Origin of the sequence: Tabrizicola sp., assembly GCF_041913445.1 — a bacterium.
In the GTDB taxonomy this organism is placed as follows: Bacteria; Pseudomonadota; Alphaproteobacteria; order Rhodobacterales; family Rhodobacteraceae; genus Tabrizicola.
The window spans coordinates 39417-57395 of record NZ_JAYSFG010000003.1; the positions used below are offsets into that span (position 1 = coordinate 39417).

General features: G+C 65.4%; 13 protein-coding genes and 2 pseudogenes. 10 read left to right on the forward strand and 5 right to left on the reverse strand.

Going from position 1 to position 17979, the window contains the following annotated elements; all coding sequences use genetic code 11:
- The first annotated feature begins 134 nt into the window (after positions 1 to 134).
- On the forward strand, positions 135 to 1070 hold the full coding sequence (locus tag ACE3Q6_RS04365) for an alpha/beta hydrolase (RefSeq protein ID WP_374428946.1): 936 nt from the start codon (positions 135 to 137) through the stop codon (positions 1068 to 1070).
- Between the two features lie 60 nt (positions 1071 to 1130).
- Here ACE3Q6_RS04365 and ACE3Q6_RS04370 read toward each other — a convergent pair whose 3' ends face one another.
- Positions 1131 to 2027, reverse strand: a complete 897-nt coding sequence (locus ACE3Q6_RS04370; RefSeq protein WP_374428949.1) for a LysR family transcriptional regulator — start codon at positions 2025 to 2027, stop codon at positions 1131 to 1133.
- A 185-nt stretch (positions 2028 to 2212) separates the two neighbouring features.
- On the opposite strand from ACE3Q6_RS04370, the gene bla reads away from it, so the two are divergent.
- Entirely contained in the window at positions 2213 to 3097 is an 885-nt protein-coding gene (bla, locus tag ACE3Q6_RS04375) for a class A beta-lactamase (RefSeq protein WP_374428954.1), read from the forward strand.
- Here bla and ACE3Q6_RS04380 read toward each other — a convergent pair.
- Entirely contained in the window at positions 2989 to 4038 is a 1050-nt protein-coding gene (locus ACE3Q6_RS04380; RefSeq protein ID WP_374428957.1) for an AraC family transcriptional regulator, read from the reverse strand. The two genes, bla and ACE3Q6_RS04380, sit on opposite strands and share 109 nt — an antisense overlap.
- Positions 4039 to 4139: 101 nt before the next feature.
- Between ACE3Q6_RS04380 and ACE3Q6_RS04385 the strand changes: the two genes are divergently transcribed.
- The 5 genes and pseudogenes from ACE3Q6_RS04385 to ACE3Q6_RS04405 all read left to right on the forward strand — a co-directional run bounded on the left by ACE3Q6_RS04385 (position 4140) and on the right by ACE3Q6_RS04405 (position 10622).
- The gene (locus tag ACE3Q6_RS04385) at positions 4140 to 5018 is read left to right on the forward strand and encodes an NAD(P)H-binding protein (protein WP_374428959.1); all 879 of its coding nucleotides are present in this window, start codon (positions 4140 to 4142) and stop codon (positions 5016 to 5018) included.
- Between the two features lie 87 nt (positions 5019 to 5105).
- Positions 5106 to 5638 (forward strand): annotated as a pseudogene (locus ACE3Q6_RS04390) (tyrosine-type recombinase/integrase); the annotation flags it as partial.
- A 555-nt stretch (positions 5639 to 6193) separates the two neighbouring features.
- Positions 6194 to 8941, forward strand: a complete 2748-nt coding sequence (gene cphA / locus ACE3Q6_RS04395) for a cyanophycin synthetase (RefSeq protein ID WP_374428961.1) — start codon at positions 6194 to 6196, stop codon at positions 8939 to 8941.
- Positions 8938 to 9801 carry an isoaspartyl peptidase/L-asparaginase family protein gene (locus tag ACE3Q6_RS04400; protein ID WP_374428963.1) on the forward strand — a complete coding sequence of 288 codons (864 nt, stop codon included), beginning with the start codon at positions 8938 to 8940 and terminating at the stop codon, positions 9799 to 9801. The genes cphA and ACE3Q6_RS04400 overlap by 4 nt, the downstream gene beginning before the upstream one ends.
- A 23-nt stretch (positions 9802 to 9824) precedes the next feature.
- The gene (locus ACE3Q6_RS04405) at positions 9825 to 10622 is read left to right on the forward strand and encodes a cyanophycinase (protein WP_374428965.1); all 798 of its coding nucleotides are present in this window, start codon (positions 9825 to 9827) and stop codon (positions 10620 to 10622) included.
- 11 nt (positions 10623 to 10633) lie between these two features.
- Here ACE3Q6_RS04405 and ACE3Q6_RS04410 read toward each other — a convergent pair whose 3' ends face one another.
- Positions 10634 to 10876, reverse strand: a complete 243-nt coding sequence (locus ACE3Q6_RS04410; RefSeq protein WP_374428967.1) for a DUF2934 domain-containing protein — start codon at positions 10874 to 10876, stop codon at positions 10634 to 10636.
- A 114-nt stretch (positions 10877 to 10990) separates the two neighbouring features.
- Here ACE3Q6_RS04410 and ACE3Q6_RS04415 point away from each other — a divergent pair, with 114 nt between their 5' ends.
- Complete coding sequence (locus tag ACE3Q6_RS04415) at positions 10991 to 12262, forward strand: NAD(P)/FAD-dependent oxidoreductase (protein WP_374428969.1); 1272 nt, start codon at positions 10991 to 10993, stop codon at positions 12260 to 12262.
- Here the strand turns inward: ACE3Q6_RS04415 and ACE3Q6_RS04420 are convergent.
- Together ACE3Q6_RS04420 and ACE3Q6_RS04425 are read right to left on the reverse strand one after the other, a co-directional pair.
- Positions 12263 to 13180: pseudogene (locus tag ACE3Q6_RS04420) on the reverse strand (manganese catalase family protein). It lies immediately after the preceding gene.
- 1095 nt (positions 13181 to 14275) lie between these two features.
- On the reverse strand, positions 14276 to 16546 hold the full coding sequence (locus ACE3Q6_RS04425; protein WP_374428970.1) for an adenosylcobalamin-dependent ribonucleoside-diphosphate reductase: 2271 nt from the start codon (positions 16544 to 16546) through the stop codon (positions 14276 to 14278).
- Between the two features lie 112 nt (positions 16547 to 16658).
- On the opposite strand from ACE3Q6_RS04425, the gene ACE3Q6_RS04430 reads away from it, so the two are divergent.
- Both ACE3Q6_RS04430 and ACE3Q6_RS04435 read left to right on the forward strand, forming a co-directional pair.
- The gene (locus ACE3Q6_RS04430; protein ID WP_374428972.1) at positions 16659 to 17078 is read left to right on the forward strand and encodes a DUF1489 family protein; all 420 of its coding nucleotides are present in this window, start codon (positions 16659 to 16661) and stop codon (positions 17076 to 17078) included.
- 42 nt (positions 17079 to 17120) lie between these two features.
- Positions 17121 to 17978: a DMT family transporter gene (locus tag ACE3Q6_RS04435; protein ID WP_374428974.1), complete on the forward strand. Its 858-nt coding sequence runs from the start codon at positions 17121 to 17123 to the stop codon at positions 17976 to 17978.
- The last annotated feature ends 1 nt before the right edge of the window (position 17979 follow it).

A 17979-nucleotide genomic window follows, 5' to 3' on the forward strand; every position in this document is an offset into this window, starting at 1 on the left:
GCGAGAGCTCCTGTGCCGCCCAACTCCGGCACCTTGCGTGACCTGCTTCAGGGTCACACGTTCTGCTGAGGCCACGCGCCATCTCTGACTCCGGCGGTGAGCGCAACAGATGAATATTGGAGGTAGGAAGAGGAATGTCTGTGCAGGAAGAGCTGACCGCGCCGGGGCCGACAGGCCCGCTCAAGGGAACCCTTACCCTTCCGGTCGGGCGGGAGCCGCTTCGCTCGAAGACGCCAGTCTTCCTGATCGTGCCCGGCTCGGGGCCGACCGACCGCGACGGCAATTCCCCGCTTGGCATCGCGGCTGGACCTTACCGCCTGCTTGCCGAAGCGCTGGCCGAGCGGGGTTTTCCGTCGCTGCGCATCGACAAGCGCGGCATGTTCGGATCCAGCGGTGCAGTTTCGGATCCCAACGACGCGACCATCGCCCGTTATGGCGACGACCTTCTTTCCTGGACAAGCGCCATCCAAGAACGGCTGCCCGCGGAGAATGGCGCACGATGCGTGATCGTCGTCGGACACAGCGAGGGCGGACTGGTCGCCCTGGCCGCCATGTCGCGGAGTCCATGCGTTTGCGGGTTGGCATTGATCGCGAGCATCGGCAGGCCATTGCACGACGTGATACGCGAACAGCTGCGCGCCAATCCCGCGAACGCTCCTTTTCTGGACGAGGCCAATGCAGCGCTCACGACGCTGATGCGAGGGGAACGGGTCGAGGGGAGTACGATAAGTGAAGCTCTTCGCCCGTTGTTTGCCCCCGAGGTCCAGGGCTTCTTGATCGATGCGTTTTCCTACGACCCGGTTGAACTGGCGGCTCAGGTCAAGGTTCCGGTGCTTGTCGTCCAAGGCACGCGCGACCTGCAAGTCAGCGTCGCGGACGCGCAAGAGTTGGCCCGTGCGGCACCCCATGCAACCCTTGCACTTGTGCCGGGCGTCAATCACGTCCTGAAGACCGTCTCATCCGACGATCCTTCGGAAAACTTGGCGACTTACGCCAATCCAACGCTTCCGATTTCTCCGGCCGTTGTACATGCGATCGCGCAGTTTGCCGAAAAGATTATGGAAGAATAGGATCGAATGGCTCCGGTACAGACGGGCACAGGCAATTCCGTCTCGCGGGCAAATGTGATGCTAGTCCGTCGCGCAGGAGGTTGGTCCTGCCGCGGTCGCCAACAACCAGGTTCGGAAATCCACCATGGCGGGCGTAGGCGGCCGGTCGGCGGGCGAGGTGAGGAAATAGCTACCGGCATGCAGCACCGTCGAGAACGGCTGAACGAGCCGCCCCTCCGCAATGCGGCGGGTGAACATGTCCACGGGGAGGAGGGCCACCCCGGTGCCGTCCGACGCGATATCAGCCATGGCCAGGGACGAGTCGAACATGGGGCCTGTAAGGGGTGGACAGGCTGACCCCGCCTCTGCGAACCAGCGGGGCCATTCGTCCGCGCGATAGCTTCGCAGCAGGACTTCGCGGCCCAGGTTCTCTGGGCTGGTCAGATATTCAGCAATCGACGGAGCGCAGAGTGGCGCGAGTGGCGCGTCGAGCAGCAGTTCAGCCTCCAGGCCCGGCCAGGAGCCGGTGCCATAGCGGATCGCCATGTCGAGCCCTTCCCGCAAGATCTCCACGCGGTTGTTGTTTGTCGAAATGCGGAGATCGATGGACGGATGGGCGCGACGAAACTCCGGAAGACGCGGCATGAGCCAACCCACGGCAAAAGTCGTGACGACACCGACCTTCAAAGTCTCGATGTGCCGATGTCCCGTGATCCGGTCCAGCGTTCGGGCCATCGCGTCGAACCCATGTTGCAGGACAGGGTAGAGAGCACGTCCCTCATCGGTCGGCACCAAACCGCCTGATGCGCGCACGAAGAGGGCAACGCCAAGCCGGTCCTCAAGCCGTGCCACCTGGTGGCTGACGGCCGCCTGGGTGACGCGCAATTCGATCGCAGCGCGCGTGAAACTGCCTTGCCTGTAGGCGGCCTCGAAGACGCGAAGGCCGTTCAGCGGCAGGTCCGGACGATCCATCGACATTACTCCAGCTAATGCCGGGGGTGATACTTTGTCGTTTGAGGCCCGTAAAGCAGCACGCTAAGGGGATCACCGTGACATCATCTGATGCCACGTAGCTCCAACACTTGATGGCCTTCCCGTCATCCCTCGCCCCATGCGGGCGACGGGGCGGGAAATCGTGCCCCTGAAAAAGGACGAGAAGACCCATGTCGACGCATTCCTTAAAACTCCCTTTGCTCGCTCTTGGCCTATCCCTCGGACTGCTGACTTGCGGACCAGCCTCTGCCGAAGATCCGGAGCAGCGCCTGACTGCAACCATCGACCGGATCGAGCAGGATCTCGACGCTCGCGCCGGGCTTCTGATCCGGGACAGCGGGTCTGATTGGTCCTTCAGCCACCGCGCTGACGAACCGTTCCTGATGAACAGCACTTTCAAGACCCTGCTGTGTGGGGCCGTCTTGCATCGGGTCGACACAGGCGAGATTGACCTCGACGAACGGATTTCGGTCCAGGCCGGGGATATTCTCGAATATGCGCCTGTCACCGAAACGATGGTCGGCAAAACGATGAGCGTCGGAGAGCTGTGTCTTGCCACGATCGACATGAGCGACAACACGGCAGCCAACCTGCTTATCGACCGGATTGGCGGTCCGGAAAGCGTGACGGCGTTCCTGCGAGAAATCGGCGATCCGGTAAGCCGGCTGGACCGCCGCGAACCCGAGGTGAATACCTTCGCGCCTGGCGACCCGCGCGATACGACCACGCCCGCTGCGATGGTCGCGACCATGGAGACGCTGCTGACGGGGGATGTCCTGAGACCGCAATCGCGCGCGCAACTTGTCGACTGGATGAGCGGGGGTGGCGTCACCGGTGCCTTGATCCGGGCAAGCACTCCGGAGGGCTGGGAGGTCGCGGACAAGTCGGGGAGCGGTGACTTCAATCGCAACATCGTGGCGATGATTACACCGCCGGACCGCAAGCCCTATTTCATCGCCGTGTTCCTGTCGGAGGCTGAGGTCGACTTCGACACCCGCAACGCCGCGGTGATTGAGCTGTCCGAAGCCGTCATGGAGGTCGTCGCCGGTCGGTAGGACGGTGCAGGCTGCTCTGCATGTGGCGCAGATGTCCCGCCGCTCAGTGCGTACCTGCGCGGGGAGCAGCCTGTTACACGCTTGAAGGCGACCGCAAACGCGCTTTCGGAGGCATAGCCGACCTCACCGGCGATCTGGGCGACCGAATGCTCTGTCCGGCGCAAGCGATCAGCGGCAAGGAGCATGCGGAATTGCGTGAGATATCCGATTGGCGTCAGCCCCGAGATCTCCCGGAACCGAACCGCGAAGGAGGTCCGCGACAGGCCGGCACGCGCCGCCAGCTCTTGCACAGTCCACGGACGGGTCAGATCACCGTGCATTGCCACTGTGGCCTGCAGGATGTGGCGGTCGGCGATTGCCGCCAGCCAGCCTCCGGCCTTGGGGGGCGCTTCTTCCAGATGGCAGCGGATGACCTGGACCAGGACGAAATGTGAGAGATGCGCAATGGACAGCGCGCCACCTGGTCGCGGGATCCGAAGTTCCTCGGCAATCCGGTCAAGCGACCATCGAACTGCGTCCTGTTGCGGGCCGGGCCGAACGCGCAGGACCGGCGGCAGCGTCGCCAGAAGGATCTTGGCCGCCGGACCGCACAGCAGAAACCGGCTTCCGGTCATGAAGAAGTCGCCGCCACCGCCATAGACCGCCGTGCTGCCGTGCGGGACCTGGGCATAGATCGTCTCGGCAGCTTCGCCAAAACGAGCCCTACGCGCCGACAGCAGGAAGGGCCGACCCTGAGGCAGGATCACACAATCCCCGGCTTCCAGTCGCAATGGCTCGGCGACACCCTCGACCGCAAGCCAGCAGCTTCCCTTCAGCACCGCGTTGCATTTCAGCCCCGCGTGCTGGCCGAACTGGATCGACCAGTCACCGCCCGCGTCCAGCCCGGCCGCCACGCAGTCTTGCGGGTGAAGCAGCGAGATCATGTCCGAAAGGGGGTCCATGGCGGGTTCCTGAACGATGGCGAAATAATTTTGTACTCTGACCGATAGCACGTTCAACGGCAGGCGATAAGTCTCTGTCAGGATAACCAGCGGAGATACCCATGATCCTCATAACCACGCCTTCAGGCGATATCGGCTCGCGCGTTCTTCAGAATGTGCTGAAGCACCGGAACGACGTACGGGTGATCGCGCGCACGCCCTCGAGCCTGCCGGAGAGCTTACGGGGTCGCGTCGAGGTGGTTGAAGGATCGCATTCCGATCCCGACGTGATCGGACGCGCGATCTCTGGTGTCGAAAGCGTCTTCTGGTTGCCGCCGGGCAATCCGGACAGCCCGAGCGCGAAAGCCGCCTATGTGGAGTTCTCCCGCGCTTTCTGCGCCGCGTTGGCTGGCTCCGGTGTCACGCATGTCGTTGGCATTTCCGCCTTGGGCCGCGGATGGCCGAAGCCTGCCGGCCTTGTGACGGCAAGTCTTCAGATGGATGACATGATCGGCAGCACCGGCGTGAACTACCGCGCCCTGACCTGCGCCTCGCTCATGGACAACATCCAGCGTCAGGCCGGGCCGATCCTAAGTGATGGTGTCTTCTATCAACCGACCCCTGCACGGCTCAAGATGCCCCATGTGGCGAAGGCAGATGTCGCGGCGGTGGCGTCGGGCCTCTTGCTGGCACCGGACTGGCAGGGCGTGCAGGAGGTTGCGTTGATGGGGCCGGAAGACATCTCGTTCGAGGAGATGGCGGAGGTCATGTCCGGCGTTCTTGGCCGACCGGTCCGCTATCAGGAGATGCCGATGGATCAGTTCGCCGCCATGATGGCGTCGATGGGTGCGAGTGACGGTATGGTCCAGGCCTATGTCGACATGCTTACCGCGAAGAACGAAGGAATGGACACGGCTACAGGACCTTCTGCACGAACGGCAACGCCGACAACATTCCGGCAGTGGTGCGAGATTGAATTCGGTCCCCTGGTCGCTGCTTGATGCAACGTAGGGAAGACCTTCTTCGAATTGGCCTGTTCCCCGCGTCGCCTGGAACAGGGACGCATCGTCGGTCAGAAGCGACCACTGATGCCGAGGCACGTCTGGTCAATTCGGATCCGGCTCGAAATCGCAGGCAATGCCCGCGACCTCGCGTTCTTCAACATGGCGGTCGACAGCAAGTTGCGCGGACGTGACCTTTTCGGCCTGCGGGTGCGGGACGTCTACGCCGCGGGTCGTGTGAAGGAACGCGCCTCGATGATTCAGAGCAAGACGGGTAAACCAGTCCGCTTCGAGATCACCGAGACAACCCGCCAATCCCTGGAGCAATGGATCCGCGACCCCGAGATGATTTGCCTCAAGTTCCTGTGGCCCAGCCGAATCCATGGAAGCCTGCACCTGTCGACCCGACAGTATGCGCGGATCGTCCGGGGGTGGGTGACGTCACTGGGCCTGGAGGCGAGCGCCTACGGCACGCGTTCGATGAGGCGCACAAAGGTGGCACAGATCTACAAAGAAGGGCGGTGCGACTGCTTCTGGGCCATACGAAGATGGACGGCACGGTCCGCTACCTCGGCGTCGACATCGAGGACGCAGTATCACTGTCGGAGGGGATCGACCTGCAGCCAAATTGTCGACCGGCGCAGAGAGGCGCCGGTCGGCCCATAGTGGACGCCCGATGCAGTTTGTCGAATGGTCGCTTCCGTGCACCAGGCCGGCCCAGTGTCGCTCGTGGCGGAGATCGACGGGCGCCGGAGGGGATGGGTCAGATATCCAACTTTCTCCACTTTCAGACTAGCGCAATGCATTGATCCGCAAGGACTGCACTCCCGTGTCCTCCGTGAGCTAAATCGAGGGTCGCAATGCATCCTTTTGGGCTGACAAGTTTCGGGCCAGGCCCGCCACGCGCGCGCGGGCAACCCACCGCGGTCGATCGCTTGCTACGAAGTGGGGGCGAACGACGCAGCGGCTTTCGCGATTGGTTGGCACCGCGACCTCGCGATGCAGACCTTTGCGTCCAACTTGCAGTTCGTGGCGCTGCTCGCGACGTGACGCTGGCCGCATTGGTTTGACGGACCTGCTGACGAGAGAGGTGGAACATTCGTCTGCCTGCAGGGTTCTTCTGCGACATGACGATCCAGGCAAAGGGCCCGGTTGCATGACCAGGGGACCCCGCGATGCCTGCCACTCTCACGTTCACCGAAAAACACGTCTCTGCGCGCCACATGACGGTTCTCGACTGTCGCGTGTTTCGCGGCCCGAACCGGTTTTCCCATGACCCGATGATCCAGATCACTCTGGACCTGGGTGCGCTGGAGGAATGGCCGACGAGCCGGCTGCCGGACTTTGCCGCCCTGCTGGTGCAGGCGCTGCCCGGCCTGGCCGAGCATGGCTGCAGCTATGGCGAGAAGGGCGGTTTCCTGCGGCGGATGGAGGAGGGGACCTGGCTGGGCCATGTGGCCGAACATGCGGCGCTGGAGCTGCAGGGGCTTGCGGGGTCCACGGCGACGCGGGGCAAGACCCGGTCGGTCGAGGGACGGGTCGGGGTCTACCATGTGATGTACGACTTCACCGACGAAGTCGTGGCGCTGGCAGCCGGACGCCTGGCCTTGGAACTGGTGGACAGCCTGCTTCCCGAGGAGCTTCGCGGTCTCCAGGGCCTGGAGGAGATCCGGCCTTCACCTCCTGGAATGAAGCCTTTGCCCGCTTCGAGGAGATGGCCAGCGACCATGCCTTGGGCCCGACGACGCTGTCCCTTGCGCAGAGGCCCTGCGGCGCGGGATTCCGATCCAGCGGATGGACGACGACAGCCTCTTGCGGCTGGGGCAGGGCCATCTGCAGAAGCGCATCCGGGCCAGCTGTTCGGACCTCACCTCCCTGATCGCGACCGAGACTGCGGCGGACAAGGATTTCACCAAGGCGCTTTGGAAGAGGCCGGTCTGCCAGTGCCGAAGGGCGAGCTGGTGCGCAGCGCCGAGGATGCGGTCGCGGCGGCCGGGCGGTTGGGGTTTCCGCTGGTGACAAAGCCCTTGGACGGCAACCACGGCCGGGGGGTGACGATCGGGCTGACGAAAGCGGACGAGGTCTGCTGGGGCTTTGCCCAGGCAAAGGAGCACGGGTCGACGGTCATTGTCGAGCAGCAGTTCATCGGCCTCGACCACCGCATCCTCGTCGTCGCGGGCGAGGTCGTGGCGGTCGCCGAACGGGTGCCGGCGCATGTGGTGGGCGATGGGCGCCAGTCGATCCGGGACCTGGTGGCCGAGGTCAACGAAGACCCGCGCAGGGGCGAAGGGCACAAGTCCATGCTGACCCTGATCAAACTGGACGAGGCGACCGAGCATCTTCTGGCCCAGTCCGGCCTGACCTCGGACACCGTTCCCGACCGCGGCCAGATGGTCAGCCTGCGCCCGACCGCCAACCTTTCCACCGGCGGAACGGCGATCGACCGGACGGACGAGATCCACCCGGAGAACGCGCTGATTGCCCGGCGGGCGGCGCAGATCGTGGGGCTGGATATCGCCGGCATCGACTTCGTCTGCCCCGACATCACCAAGTCGGTCCATGAAACGGGCGGCGGTATCATGGAGGTCACTGCGGGCCCCGGGTTCCGGATGCATCTGGAGCCTTTCCAGGGCCGGCCACGGAATGTCGCGCGTCCGGTGCTGGAGCTTCTGTTCCCCAACGGCTCGCGCGGGCGGGTGCCGATCTTTGCGATCACCGGGACGAACGGCAAGTCGACGACCGGCCGGATGCTGGCGCAGGTGCTGCAGGATGCGGGCCTGGTCGTGGGTGTGACCTCGACGACCGGCATCTATCTGAATGGCGACCGGATCGGGACGGGCGACAGCTCTGGTCCCCGCAGCGGACGGATCGTTCTGCGCGAACCCAGCGTCCAGGCGGCCGTCCTGGAATGCGCGCGGGGTGGCATCCTGCGCGAGGGGCTAGGCTTCGACGAATGCGACATCGGCGCGGTGCTGAACGTGGCTGAGGACCATCTGGGCCTGAACGGCATCAACACGGTCGAGGACCTCGCCTCGGTCAAGGCCGTGGTGGTCGAAGCGGTGCGCAACCGGGGCTGGAGCGTCCTGAACGCCGACAACGCGCTGACCGCCGGCATGGCCAAGGTGGCGGGAGGGAAGATCTGCTACTTCACCCTGCTGGACCAGAAGGAGTGGCCGGACTTCCTGACGCGCCATGTGGCGGACGGTGGTCGGGCGATTGCCCGGCAGAAGATGGCGGACGGCTGGGACATCGTGATCCACGAGGACCACGAGGCCATCTACTTCATGAAGGTCCACGAGATCCCGGCAACCTTCGACGGCCATGCCGAGTTCAACGTGGCCAATGCCCTGGCCGCCATTGCGATGGCGCATTGCCACGGCGTCCCGCTGAAGGGCGTCCGCGCCTCGATGCGGCGGTTCGCGACCGGCTATGACCAGTCGCCGGGGCGGCTGAACGTGCATGACGATCACGGGGTGCGGGTCATCATGGACTATGCACACAACGCGCAGGGCCTGGCCGAGCTGGGCAAGCTGGTGCGCGGCTTGCGTCCGGCCCATGCCCGAGTGCTGGCCGTGGTCGGCGCCCCCGGCGACCGGCGGGACAGTGACCTGGCCGAGATGGGCGCACTGGCGGCAGGCCTGTTCGATCAGGTCATCTTCCGCGAAGATCCCGACCGCCGGGGCCGCGCGCCGGGCGAGGTGCCGCGGCTTCTGCGTGACGGTGCCATGGCCGCCGGCTGCCCCGAAACGCGGATCGAGATGGTCCCCGACGAAACGCAGGCCGTCGACCATTGCCTGCGGCAGGCCCGGCCCGGTGACCTGGTGGTCATCGCCGCCGACACGATCGACGCGGTCTGGCAGCAGATCACCGGGTTCACCCCGGAGATGCGACAGGACCCGCTGCAGGCCGGTGCCGCCGAATGAGCTGGGCGATCATCCTGCACGGCGGGGCCACGACGATTACGGACGACGAGGCCGAGGCCTACCGCGCGGGCTGCCTGGCGGCGCTCGTGGCCGGTTGCGCGGTGCTGGAACGCGACGGCCTGGCGCTGGAGGCGGTCGAGGCGGCGATCCGGTTGATGGAGGACGACCCGACCTTCAACTGCGGCACCGGTAGCGCGATCAATGCCGAGGGCGGGGTAGAGATGTGTTCGGCCATCATGGACGGGCACAGTTTCGACGTCGGCGGCGTGTCGATCATCCAGGGGGTGCGGCACCCGATCAGCGTGGCCCATGCCATGCTGCGCGACGAGGCGATCCTGATCGCGGGACCCGCCGCCCGCGACTATGCCCGCGACCGCCGGCAGGAGCTTTGCAAGCCGGACGAGCTGAAGACCGAGAAGAAGGAGAAGGCGGCCCGGAAAGCGCACGACACCGTGGGATGCCTCGCGCTGGACACCGCCGGACATCTCGCCGCCGGGACCTCGACCGGGGGGCTGGACGGCAAGCCCGCAGGGCGGGTGGGCGACTCTCCACATCCGGGCTGCGGTTTCTATGCCGATGATCAGGTCCGCGCGGTGGCCTATTCCGGCGATGGCGAGCACATCGCGCGGATGATGCTCGCCGCGCGGACCTGGCAGCTTCTGCCGCTTATGGACCCTGAACGCGCAGTCACCGCGGCCCTGTCCCATGTCGCACGGATCGCGGGTGAAGCGGGCGGCATCGTCCTTTCCCCCGACGGCACGACCGGCTGGGACCACAACAGCCCCCACTTCGCCGTGGCCCAGGCCAGCAGCGCCTCACCCACCCGCGTGGTCAACCTGGCGAAGCGAGAGACGCAATGACAAAACCGACTTAAGGCCCCCTGGTGATCATCGGCGGGCATGAGGATCACCAGGGCGACCGCAAGATTCTGAAAGAGGTTGCCCGCCGCGTGGGCAAGGGCAAACTGGTGCTCGCCACCATCGCCTCACGCGAGCCAGAGGGGACGCTGGAGAAATACCAGTCCTCGCTGGGCGATTTGGGGGTGCAGGAGGTCTGCGAGCTGTATCTTGGTGACCGGGAGGAAGCCTTCGGACCCGAGGCCTTGGCAGCGCTGGAAGGCGCGGCGGCGGTGTTCTTTTCGGGTGGGGACCAGTTGCGGATCACCAGCCACTTGGGCGGCACGCCGCTTCTGGACCGGATCCTCGACATCTCGCGCAAGGGCGGGCTGATCGCGGGCACCTCTGCCGGGGCGTCGGTTCTAAGCGGGACGATGATCGTCTCCGGCCCGCAGGACGAGACCTACCGCGACAGCGAGTTGAACATGGCGCCGGGCCTGGGGCTTCTGCCCGAGGCGATCATCGACCAGCACTTCGCACAGCGGGGCCGCATCGCGCGGCTGGTGGGGGCGGTGGCGCACAACCCAAGCCACCTGGGGATCGGCATCGATGAGGATACCGCGGTCATCGTCGAGGACGGCCATTTCAAGGTCTGCGGCAGCGGGGCGGTCTACATCCTCGATGCCTCGGCGGTCACGCGCTGCAATGTGGCCAACCTCGGGGAGGACCAGGCGCTGTCGGTCCACGGGCTGAAACTGCACGTCCTGGCCGAGGGCGACCGGTTCGACCTGACCACCCGCCAGCCGAAACCCGCGCCGTCGCGGCAGGAGAAGGACGACGCCTAGAAGGTCAGGGCCTAGTAGTTCCCGGGCGGATCGCTGGCCGGAAAGCTTTCGTCAGACTGTTCATCGACGATGTCCCAGTCCTTCGGCGGCGCGGTCATCTCCTTCCGGCCCGCTGTCCGCACCTCGGCCGCGCGGCGCGTATGGACCTCGGCCTGGGCGTGGAACCAGAACTCCTCGGACCGCCCCTCGGGACGCCCCGCTTCCTCCCACAACTGATAGGCCCGTTTGCGGATCATCTGGTCGATGTCTGTCATCTCGATGCTCTCCCCTTGGACCGATGAAACCCGCAAGACGCGGAAAGGTTGCCCATCCGTGGACCGGAACAAGCGCCAGTGCACCGGGTTGGCAGTGGGGCAGCAGGAGAGACCATGCAGATCCAGGATAGAACGGACCCGCATCACGTGGCGGTCATCGGCGCGGGCTTCGCGGGGCTGCAGGCGGTGAAGACACTTGACGGATCGGGCGCGCGGATCACCCTGATCGACCGGAAGAACCATCACCTCTTCCAGCCGCTTCTCTACCAGGTGGCGACGACGATCCTGTCACCGTCCGAGATCGCCTGGCCGATCCGCCGGCTCATGCGCAACCGGCCCGAAGTCCGGACCGTGATGGCCACGGTAAAGGGGATCGATGGGGGCAAGGTGCTGGTGGAAGGCGGCGAGCCCATCCCCTACGACACGCTGGTCATCGCCACCGGATCGGTCCCTGCCTATTTCGGCCACGACGACTGGCCCGCCGTGGCCCCAGGCCTGAAGACGCTCGAGGACGCCACCCAGATCCGCCGCCGCATCCTTCTTGCCTTCGAACAGGCCGAGGTCGAACCCGACCCTGCCCGCCGCCGCGCGCTGATGACCTTCGCGGTGATCGGCGGTGGCCCGACGGGGGTGGAGCTGGTGGGCGTCATCGCGGAACTCGCTCACCGCACGCTGCGAAAGGAATTCCGCCGGATCGATCCGGACGAGACGCAGGTCATCCTGATCGAAGCCGGGCCGCGGGTGCTGGGCGCCTTCCCCGAATGCCTGTCGGCCTACGCCCAGGCCGCCCTGACCCGAATGGGGGTCGACCTGCGGCTTGGCCAGCCGGTGACGGCCCTCACCCAGGGCGGCGTACAGATCGGCCAAGAGCTGATCCCCAGCGCCACCGTGGTCTGGGCGGCGGGGGTGGCAGCGTCCCCGGCGGCTAAGTGGCTGGGCGTCGCGGCGGACCGCGGAGGCCGCATTGCCGTGGAGCCGGACCTTTCCGTGGTCGGGCGGCCAGAGCTCTTCGTGATCGGCGACCTGGCCGCTGTTCCCTGGGCCGAGGGCACGCTGGTCCCGCAACTTGCCCCGGCGGCGAAGCAGCAGGGCGCTTACGTGGGCCGCGTGATCAAGGCGCGACTGGCAGGACAGGCCCCTCCCCCACCGTTCCGATATCGACACGCGGGCAACCTTGCCACCATCGGGCGGCGCTCGGCCGTGGTGCATTATGGCAAGGTGAAACTGACCGGGGCGCTCGCCTGGTGGATCTGGGGCTTTGCCCACATCCTGTTCCTGATCGGCACCCGCAACCGGGTCGTGGTGGCCTGGAGCTGGCTCTGGACCTATCTCCGCGGCCAGAATGCCGCCCGGCTGATCGTCGATCCGCCGGACGGCAAAGACTGATCAGAGCTTCGACGTGCCGCCCATGTCCCCCGTCTGGGTCCGCCCCGCGCCGGGGCCCGCACCAAGGTCAGCGCCCGTCGTCGGGTCGGTGGCCGGATCGGACATCGTCCGTTCCGCCAGGGCCTCGGCGACCTTGCGGTCCTTCGCGGCCAGCTTGACCGTCGCCAGCCCATCGCCACCGTCCACCGGCATCACCTGCGCGAGGTCGTCCACCCGGTCCCATTGCTCGCCCGAATTCCACGGCCCCGTCGCATCGCCGTCGCCCTGCGAGGTGTTGACATACATGCTGGCATAGGCCTCGACCCCCGGCAGCTTGCCCGGTGGGAAGTTGTTCTCGATGGCGTAAAGCGCCTTCTCGAAGGACTTCTGGTGCGCCACCTCGCGGGTCATCAGGAAGGCCAGCGCGTCCCGGACACCCGGATCGTCAGTGATGTTGATCAGGCGTTCATAGACGATCTTCGCCCGCGCCTCGGCGGCGACGTTCGATCGCAGGTCCACCGTGGGTTCCCCGCGCGAATCCACATAGGCCGCCGTCCACGGGACCCCCGCAGAGTCGCAAAGCGCCGGCGCGCCCCCGAACAGGATCGACTCCTTGGCGCTGGTGCCGCTGGCACCGACCATCAGATAGAGGTCCGCCTCCTTCATCTGCCCCTCGGCCAACTGCGCTTTCAGCCCCTTGTTCAGCATGGTGACGATGGAGCCCACCACTTCCAGGTGGCTCAACTACTCGGTCGCGATGTCCAGAAGCATGTCCTTGCGGCCCATGTCATCCTCGCCCAGCCCTTGGGTGAAATAGCGCATGGCGGCGGCAAGCTCGCCATCGGCGCCCCCGAACTGCTCCATGATCATGCAGGCCAACCGCGGATTTGGCTCGGAGACGCGGACCGTGTATTGCAGGCGCTTGTTGTGCATGAACATCGGGCGGCTCCACCGGACTAGGGAATTCACGTCTCAACAGGCCGACGTTGCGATTGTTCCATGCAAGTCGTGCCGCACGGGAGGGAGGCACTCAAGTTGGTGGAACGCTTCGCTAAGCGCCCTGATCGCGCTCGTCTCTGATCGGAGATCGCCGATGAAAACGCCGTCTAACTCCTCCCCGCAAATGGCACACTTCGGGCGAACGGCGAGAACCCCTGAAAACAGCGCGCCTTGGTTCGCCAGATGTAGCGCCGGCCGGTCCGCCTTCCGCCCGCTCTCAACCTCCGTGATCCGCCAGGACCTCTGCCCTGCGGGATACCGCAAAGGCCTCGATCACCTTGCGCTTAGCCTTGAGCCCGAGCCCGCTGGCCCCCTGTCTCGCCGTCGAGATCCGCTCACAGGCCACCAGTCGCTGTCCTGCCGCCATCTCTGCCCTCTGTTCACGCCTGCCTCACTTTGGTTAGGCAGGGGTGGACTCTTCAGTCATGAGAGCGGATCGGACCAGAAGCGGACATCGTCCTACCATATGGCAGCGTCCGCTTCCCACCCTGAGCGACCGCGTGGTTACTCCCGGCCCTTTGCGCACAGGTGGTAGCCGGCCGGAACTCTACGCTCGAATTCTGAGGAGATACTGGACCCAGGGCGAGATGTCTGGACGGACAAGGACTGGAGTTCGCAACCAGAATGGCACAACTTCACACCAGCTTCCGTACCGCATCTACGACGATACCAAATCTCTCGTGATGGAGGGCGCGCCCCGCGCTTCCCCCGCAGGAATGGACATGACATGGAAAGAACATACAGCGAACATTGCTTGACCGTAAGACCTTATCTATACGGTCGTAGGTACACTTCACGGTTGTGCAGCAAACCGCATCGCTACCAAGGGAATATCTCGTAAGCACCTGGAGGTCTGCTGTCTACTCTCTATGCAATCTGACTGGAAACGAGCAACTCATTGAACAGATTGAAGATTGCTCAACTTCCTGCGTCGCCGGAAAGCTGGAAGAACCTCCCCTTGACAGCCCTCGCGTACGCTTCTCGTTTCGTTTGCGCACTCATATGCTTGCTCTGGCTTTGTCCAAAGGACGGCCGTCACCCGCACTTCGAATGCCCGCAGGACCCGCAGGTCAGGCACCCCTCCACCATCCGCAGATCATACGACCCGCACGACGGGCAGGCCTTGCCCTTCGGGGCCTCTCCGACCCGCAAAAGCTCCGCCTTGGGGTCCGATTTCAGGCCCAGCCCTTCGCCCTCGATGAAGCCGATGCTGATAAGGTGCTGCTCGATCACCCCGCCAATTGCCGCGAGGATCGAGGGGATGTAGCGGCCTTCCATCCAGGCGCCGCCACGGGGGTCGAAGACGGCTTTCAGCTCCTCCACGACGAATGAGATATCCCCGCCGCGCCGGAAGACGGCCGAAATCATCCGGGTCAGGGCAACGGTCCAGGCGAAATGCTCCATGTTCTTGGAGTTGATGAAGACCTCGAACGGGCGGCGGTGCCCCGCGATGACGATGTCGTTGATCGTGATGTAAAGCGCGTGTTCTGAGCCCGGCCATTTGACCTTGTAGGTCTGGCCTTCCAGCGCCGCGGGCCGGTCCAGGGGGTCGGAAAGGTACACCACCTCGCCCCCTGTCACCGGCTGGGATGCTACGGGCGCGGTCTGCTTTTCGGATACGGTCAGGACGGATCCGGTCACGTCATTCGGCCGGTAGGTCGTGCAGCCCTTGCAGCCCTGATCCCAGGCGGCCATGTAGACCTCCTTGAACGCGTCGAAGGTGATGTCCTCTGGGCAGTTGATGGTCTTGGAGATCGACGAGTCCACCCACTTCTGCGCCGCGGCCTGCATCCGCACGTGGTCCAAGGGGGGCAGGGTCTGGGCGTTGACGAAATGGTCGGGGAGCGGCGTGTCGCCATGCTTCTCGCGCCACAACCGAACCGCATAGTCGACCACTTCCTCCTCGGTCCGCGAGCCGTCCTTCTGCAGGACCTTGCGGGTGTAGGCATAGGCAAAGACCGGCTCGATCCCCGAGCTGACGTTGCCGGCGTACAGCGAGATTGTCCCCGTCGGCGCGACCGAGGTCAGAAGGGCGTTTCGGATGCCGTGCTTGGCGATGGCCTCGCGGACGTCCTTGTCCATCTGGGCCATGTTGCCCGAGGAAAGGAAGCCTTGCGCATCGAACAGCGGAAACGCCCCCTTCTCCTTCGCCAGATCGACCGAGGCGAGATAGGCCGCCCGCGCGATGGCATGCATCCAGATTTCCGTGACCTTCGCGGCCTCCTCCGAGCCATAGCGCAGCCCGACCATCAACAGAGCATCCGCCAGCCCGGTGACCCCCAGCCCGATCCGCCGCTTTGCCTTCGCCTCCGCCTGTTGTTCGGGCAGCGGGAAGCGGCTGGCATCGACCACATTGTCCATCGCGCGGACGGCGACGTGGACCAGATGGTCTAGCGCCTTCATGTCCATGCTGGCGTGGACGGCGAAGGCGTCCTTCACCAGCGTCGGCAGATTGATCGACCCCAGAAGGCAGGCACCGTAGGGCGGCAGGGGCTGTTCGCCGCAGGGGTTCGTCGCGGCGATGGTCTCCACGTAGCCCAGGTTGTTCATCGCGTTGATGCGGTCGATGAAGATCACGCCCGGCTCGGCATAGTCGAAGGTCGAGCGCATGATCTTGTTCCACAGATCCTGCGCCTGGATGGTCTTGTAGACCCGCCCGCCGAAGACCAGCTCCCACGGGCCATCGGCCTTGACCGCGGCCATGAAGGCGTCGGTTACCAGGACGGAAAGATTGAACATCCGCAACCGGGCCGGGTCCCGCTTGGCCTCGATGAAGGCCTCGATATCCGGATGGTCGCAGCGCATGGTGGCCATCATCGCCCCGCGACGCGACCCCGCCGACATGATCGTCCGGCACATCGCGTCCCAGACGTCCATGAAGCTGAGCGGACCCGAGGCATCCGCCGCGACCCCCTTCACCTCGGCCCCGCGCGGGCGGATGGTGGAGAAATCATAGCCGATCCCCCCGCCCTGCTGCATCGTCAGCGCGGCCTCTTTCAGCCCTGTGAAGATCCCCTCCATCGTGTCCGGGATCGTCCCCATGACGAAGCAGTTGAAGAGCGTCACCGACCGCCCCGTTCCCGCCCCCGCCGTGATCCGGCCGGCGGGGAGGAACTTGAACCCCTCCAGCGCCGCATAGAACTCTGCCTCCCACTTCGCCGGGTCCTTCTCGACCTCGGCCAAGGCCCGGGCGATCCGCCGCCAGGTGTCCTCGACACTGCCGTCGATGGGCGTGCCGTCCGCCTCCTTGAAGCGGTACTTCATGTCCCAGATCTGCTCGGCAATGGGGGTGTCGAAACGCGACATCGGGGCGAATCTCTCTGTCTGTTGTGGATAACTGGGACGAAGGACCCAAGATACGCCCCCAACCCCCGCGGGTCAACTTGAACCCCCCGCCGCAGGCCCTATGATTGGTGCCATGATTAACCTCCTGAAACTCTGCGTCGGCGCCGACTCGGTCGAGGACCTGCTCGATTGGCAGCGCAGCCAGCGCCCCCATTGGCCCGAGGGCCGCGCCGTCCATGTCACCCGCATGTGGCCGAAGCGCGAGGCCGAGGTGCTGGAGGGCTCGCTTTACTGGGTCATCAAGGGCATGATCCTGGCCCGCCAGCGCATCCTGGACCTGCAGGAGGTCAACCTGGGCGACGGCATCCCCCGCTGCGCCCTGATCCTCGACCTCGACGTGATCCGCACCGAGGCGGCCCCCCGGAGGCCGTTCCAGGGCTGGCGCTACCTCGATCCGAAGGAAGCCCCCCGCGACCTGCCGAAGGGTCGCGCGAAGGACGATCCGCTGCCACCGAAACTCGCGCAGGCGCTGGCGGAACTCGGGCTGCAGTGACGCCTCTGGCGGCCGCCCGGAAAACCCGCCACAACGGGCGCCATGTCCCGCCCCCTCCTCCTCGCCGCGCCGATCATCTTCCTGCTTCTCTGGTCCGCGGGCTTCGCCATCGCCAAGATCGGCCTCCTCCACGCCGGTCCCTTCACCCTGCTGGCCTTGCGCTACAGCATAGCCGTCCTCGTCCTCCTCCCGCTGATCCCCCTCCTGAAGCCGGACTTCCCCAGGGGCCGCGCCGCGCTGGACATCGCCGTGGTGGGCTTCCTGATCCAGGTCGCCTACTTCGGCCTCTGCTACATCGCCTTCAAGTCCGGCGTCTCGGCGGGTGGGGTCGCGATCATCGTCTGCCTGCAGCCGATCCTCGTCAGCCTGATCGCCCCGGGTATGGTCGGCGAAACCGTCAGCCGCGCGCGGTGGATTGGCCTCGCCCTTGGCCTGACCGGAGCGATCACGGTGATCCTCGCCCGATCCGGCATCGCGCATGAGCCGCTGGTCGGCCTCCTCTGCGCCGTGGGGGGCCTGATCGGCATGACCGCCGCCACACTTTACGAAAAACGCTTCGGCGTCACGACCCATCCGGTCCCGGCAAACCTGATCCAGTACGCCGTCGGCGCGGTCTTCACCCTGCCCCTTGCCCTTGCGACCGAGGGGATGCAGGCCGACTGGACGCCCGAGCTTTGGGCCACCCTCGCCTACCTGGTGATCGGCAATTCGCTGATCTCGATCACCCTCCTCCTTGCCATGATCCGCGCCGGAGAGGTCGCGCGCGTCTCGGCGCTTTTCTACCTCGTCCCGCCGCTTTCGGCGCTCTTCGCGTGGCCCCTGCTGGGAGAGGCGATGCCGCCCCTCGCCTGGGCCGGAATGGCGCTGGCCGGGATCGGGGTCGCGCTGGCCCGCAGGTAGG

Bases quoted from the DNA above. Each gene is read 5' to 3' on its own strand.
- ACE3Q6_RS04365 (WP_374428946.1), top strand. From the start codon at position 135: ATGTCTGTGCAGGAAGAGCTGACCGCGCCGGGGCCGACAGGCCCGCTC.
- ACE3Q6_RS04370 (WP_374428949.1), bottom strand. From the start codon at position 2,027: ATGTCGATGGATCGTCCGGACCTGCCGCTGAACGGCCTTCGCGTCTTC.
- bla (WP_374428954.1), top strand. From the start codon at position 2,213: ATGTCGACGCATTCCTTAAAACTCCCTTTGCTCGCTCTTGGCCTATCC.
- ACE3Q6_RS04380 (WP_374428957.1), bottom strand. From the start codon at position 4,038: ATGGACCCCCTTTCGGACATGATCTCGCTGCTTCACCCGCAAGACTGC.
- ACE3Q6_RS04385 (WP_374428959.1), top strand. From the start codon at position 4,140: ATGATCCTCATAACCACGCCTTCAGGCGATATCGGCTCGCGCGTTCTT.
- cphA (WP_374428961.1), top strand. From the start codon at position 6,194: ATGCCTGCCACTCTCACGTTCACCGAAAAACACGTCTCTGCGCGCCAC.
- ACE3Q6_RS04400 (WP_374428963.1), top strand. From the start codon at position 8,938: ATGAGCTGGGCGATCATCCTGCACGGCGGGGCCACGACGATTACGGAC.
- ACE3Q6_RS04410 (WP_374428967.1), bottom strand. From the start codon at position 10,876: ATGACAGACATCGACCAGATGATCCGCAAACGGGCCTATCAGTTGTGG.
- ACE3Q6_RS04415 (WP_374428969.1), top strand. From the start codon at position 10,991: ATGCAGATCCAGGATAGAACGGACCCGCATCACGTGGCGGTCATCGGC.
- ACE3Q6_RS04425 (WP_374428970.1), bottom strand. From the start codon at position 16,546: ATGTCGCGTTTCGACACCCCCATTGCCGAGCAGATCTGGGACATGAAG.
- ACE3Q6_RS04430 (WP_374428972.1), top strand. From the start codon at position 16,659: ATGATTAACCTCCTGAAACTCTGCGTCGGCGCCGACTCGGTCGAGGAC.
- ACE3Q6_RS04435 (WP_374428974.1), top strand. From the start codon at position 17,121: ATGTCCCGCCCCCTCCTCCTCGCCGCGCCGATCATCTTCCTGCTTCTC.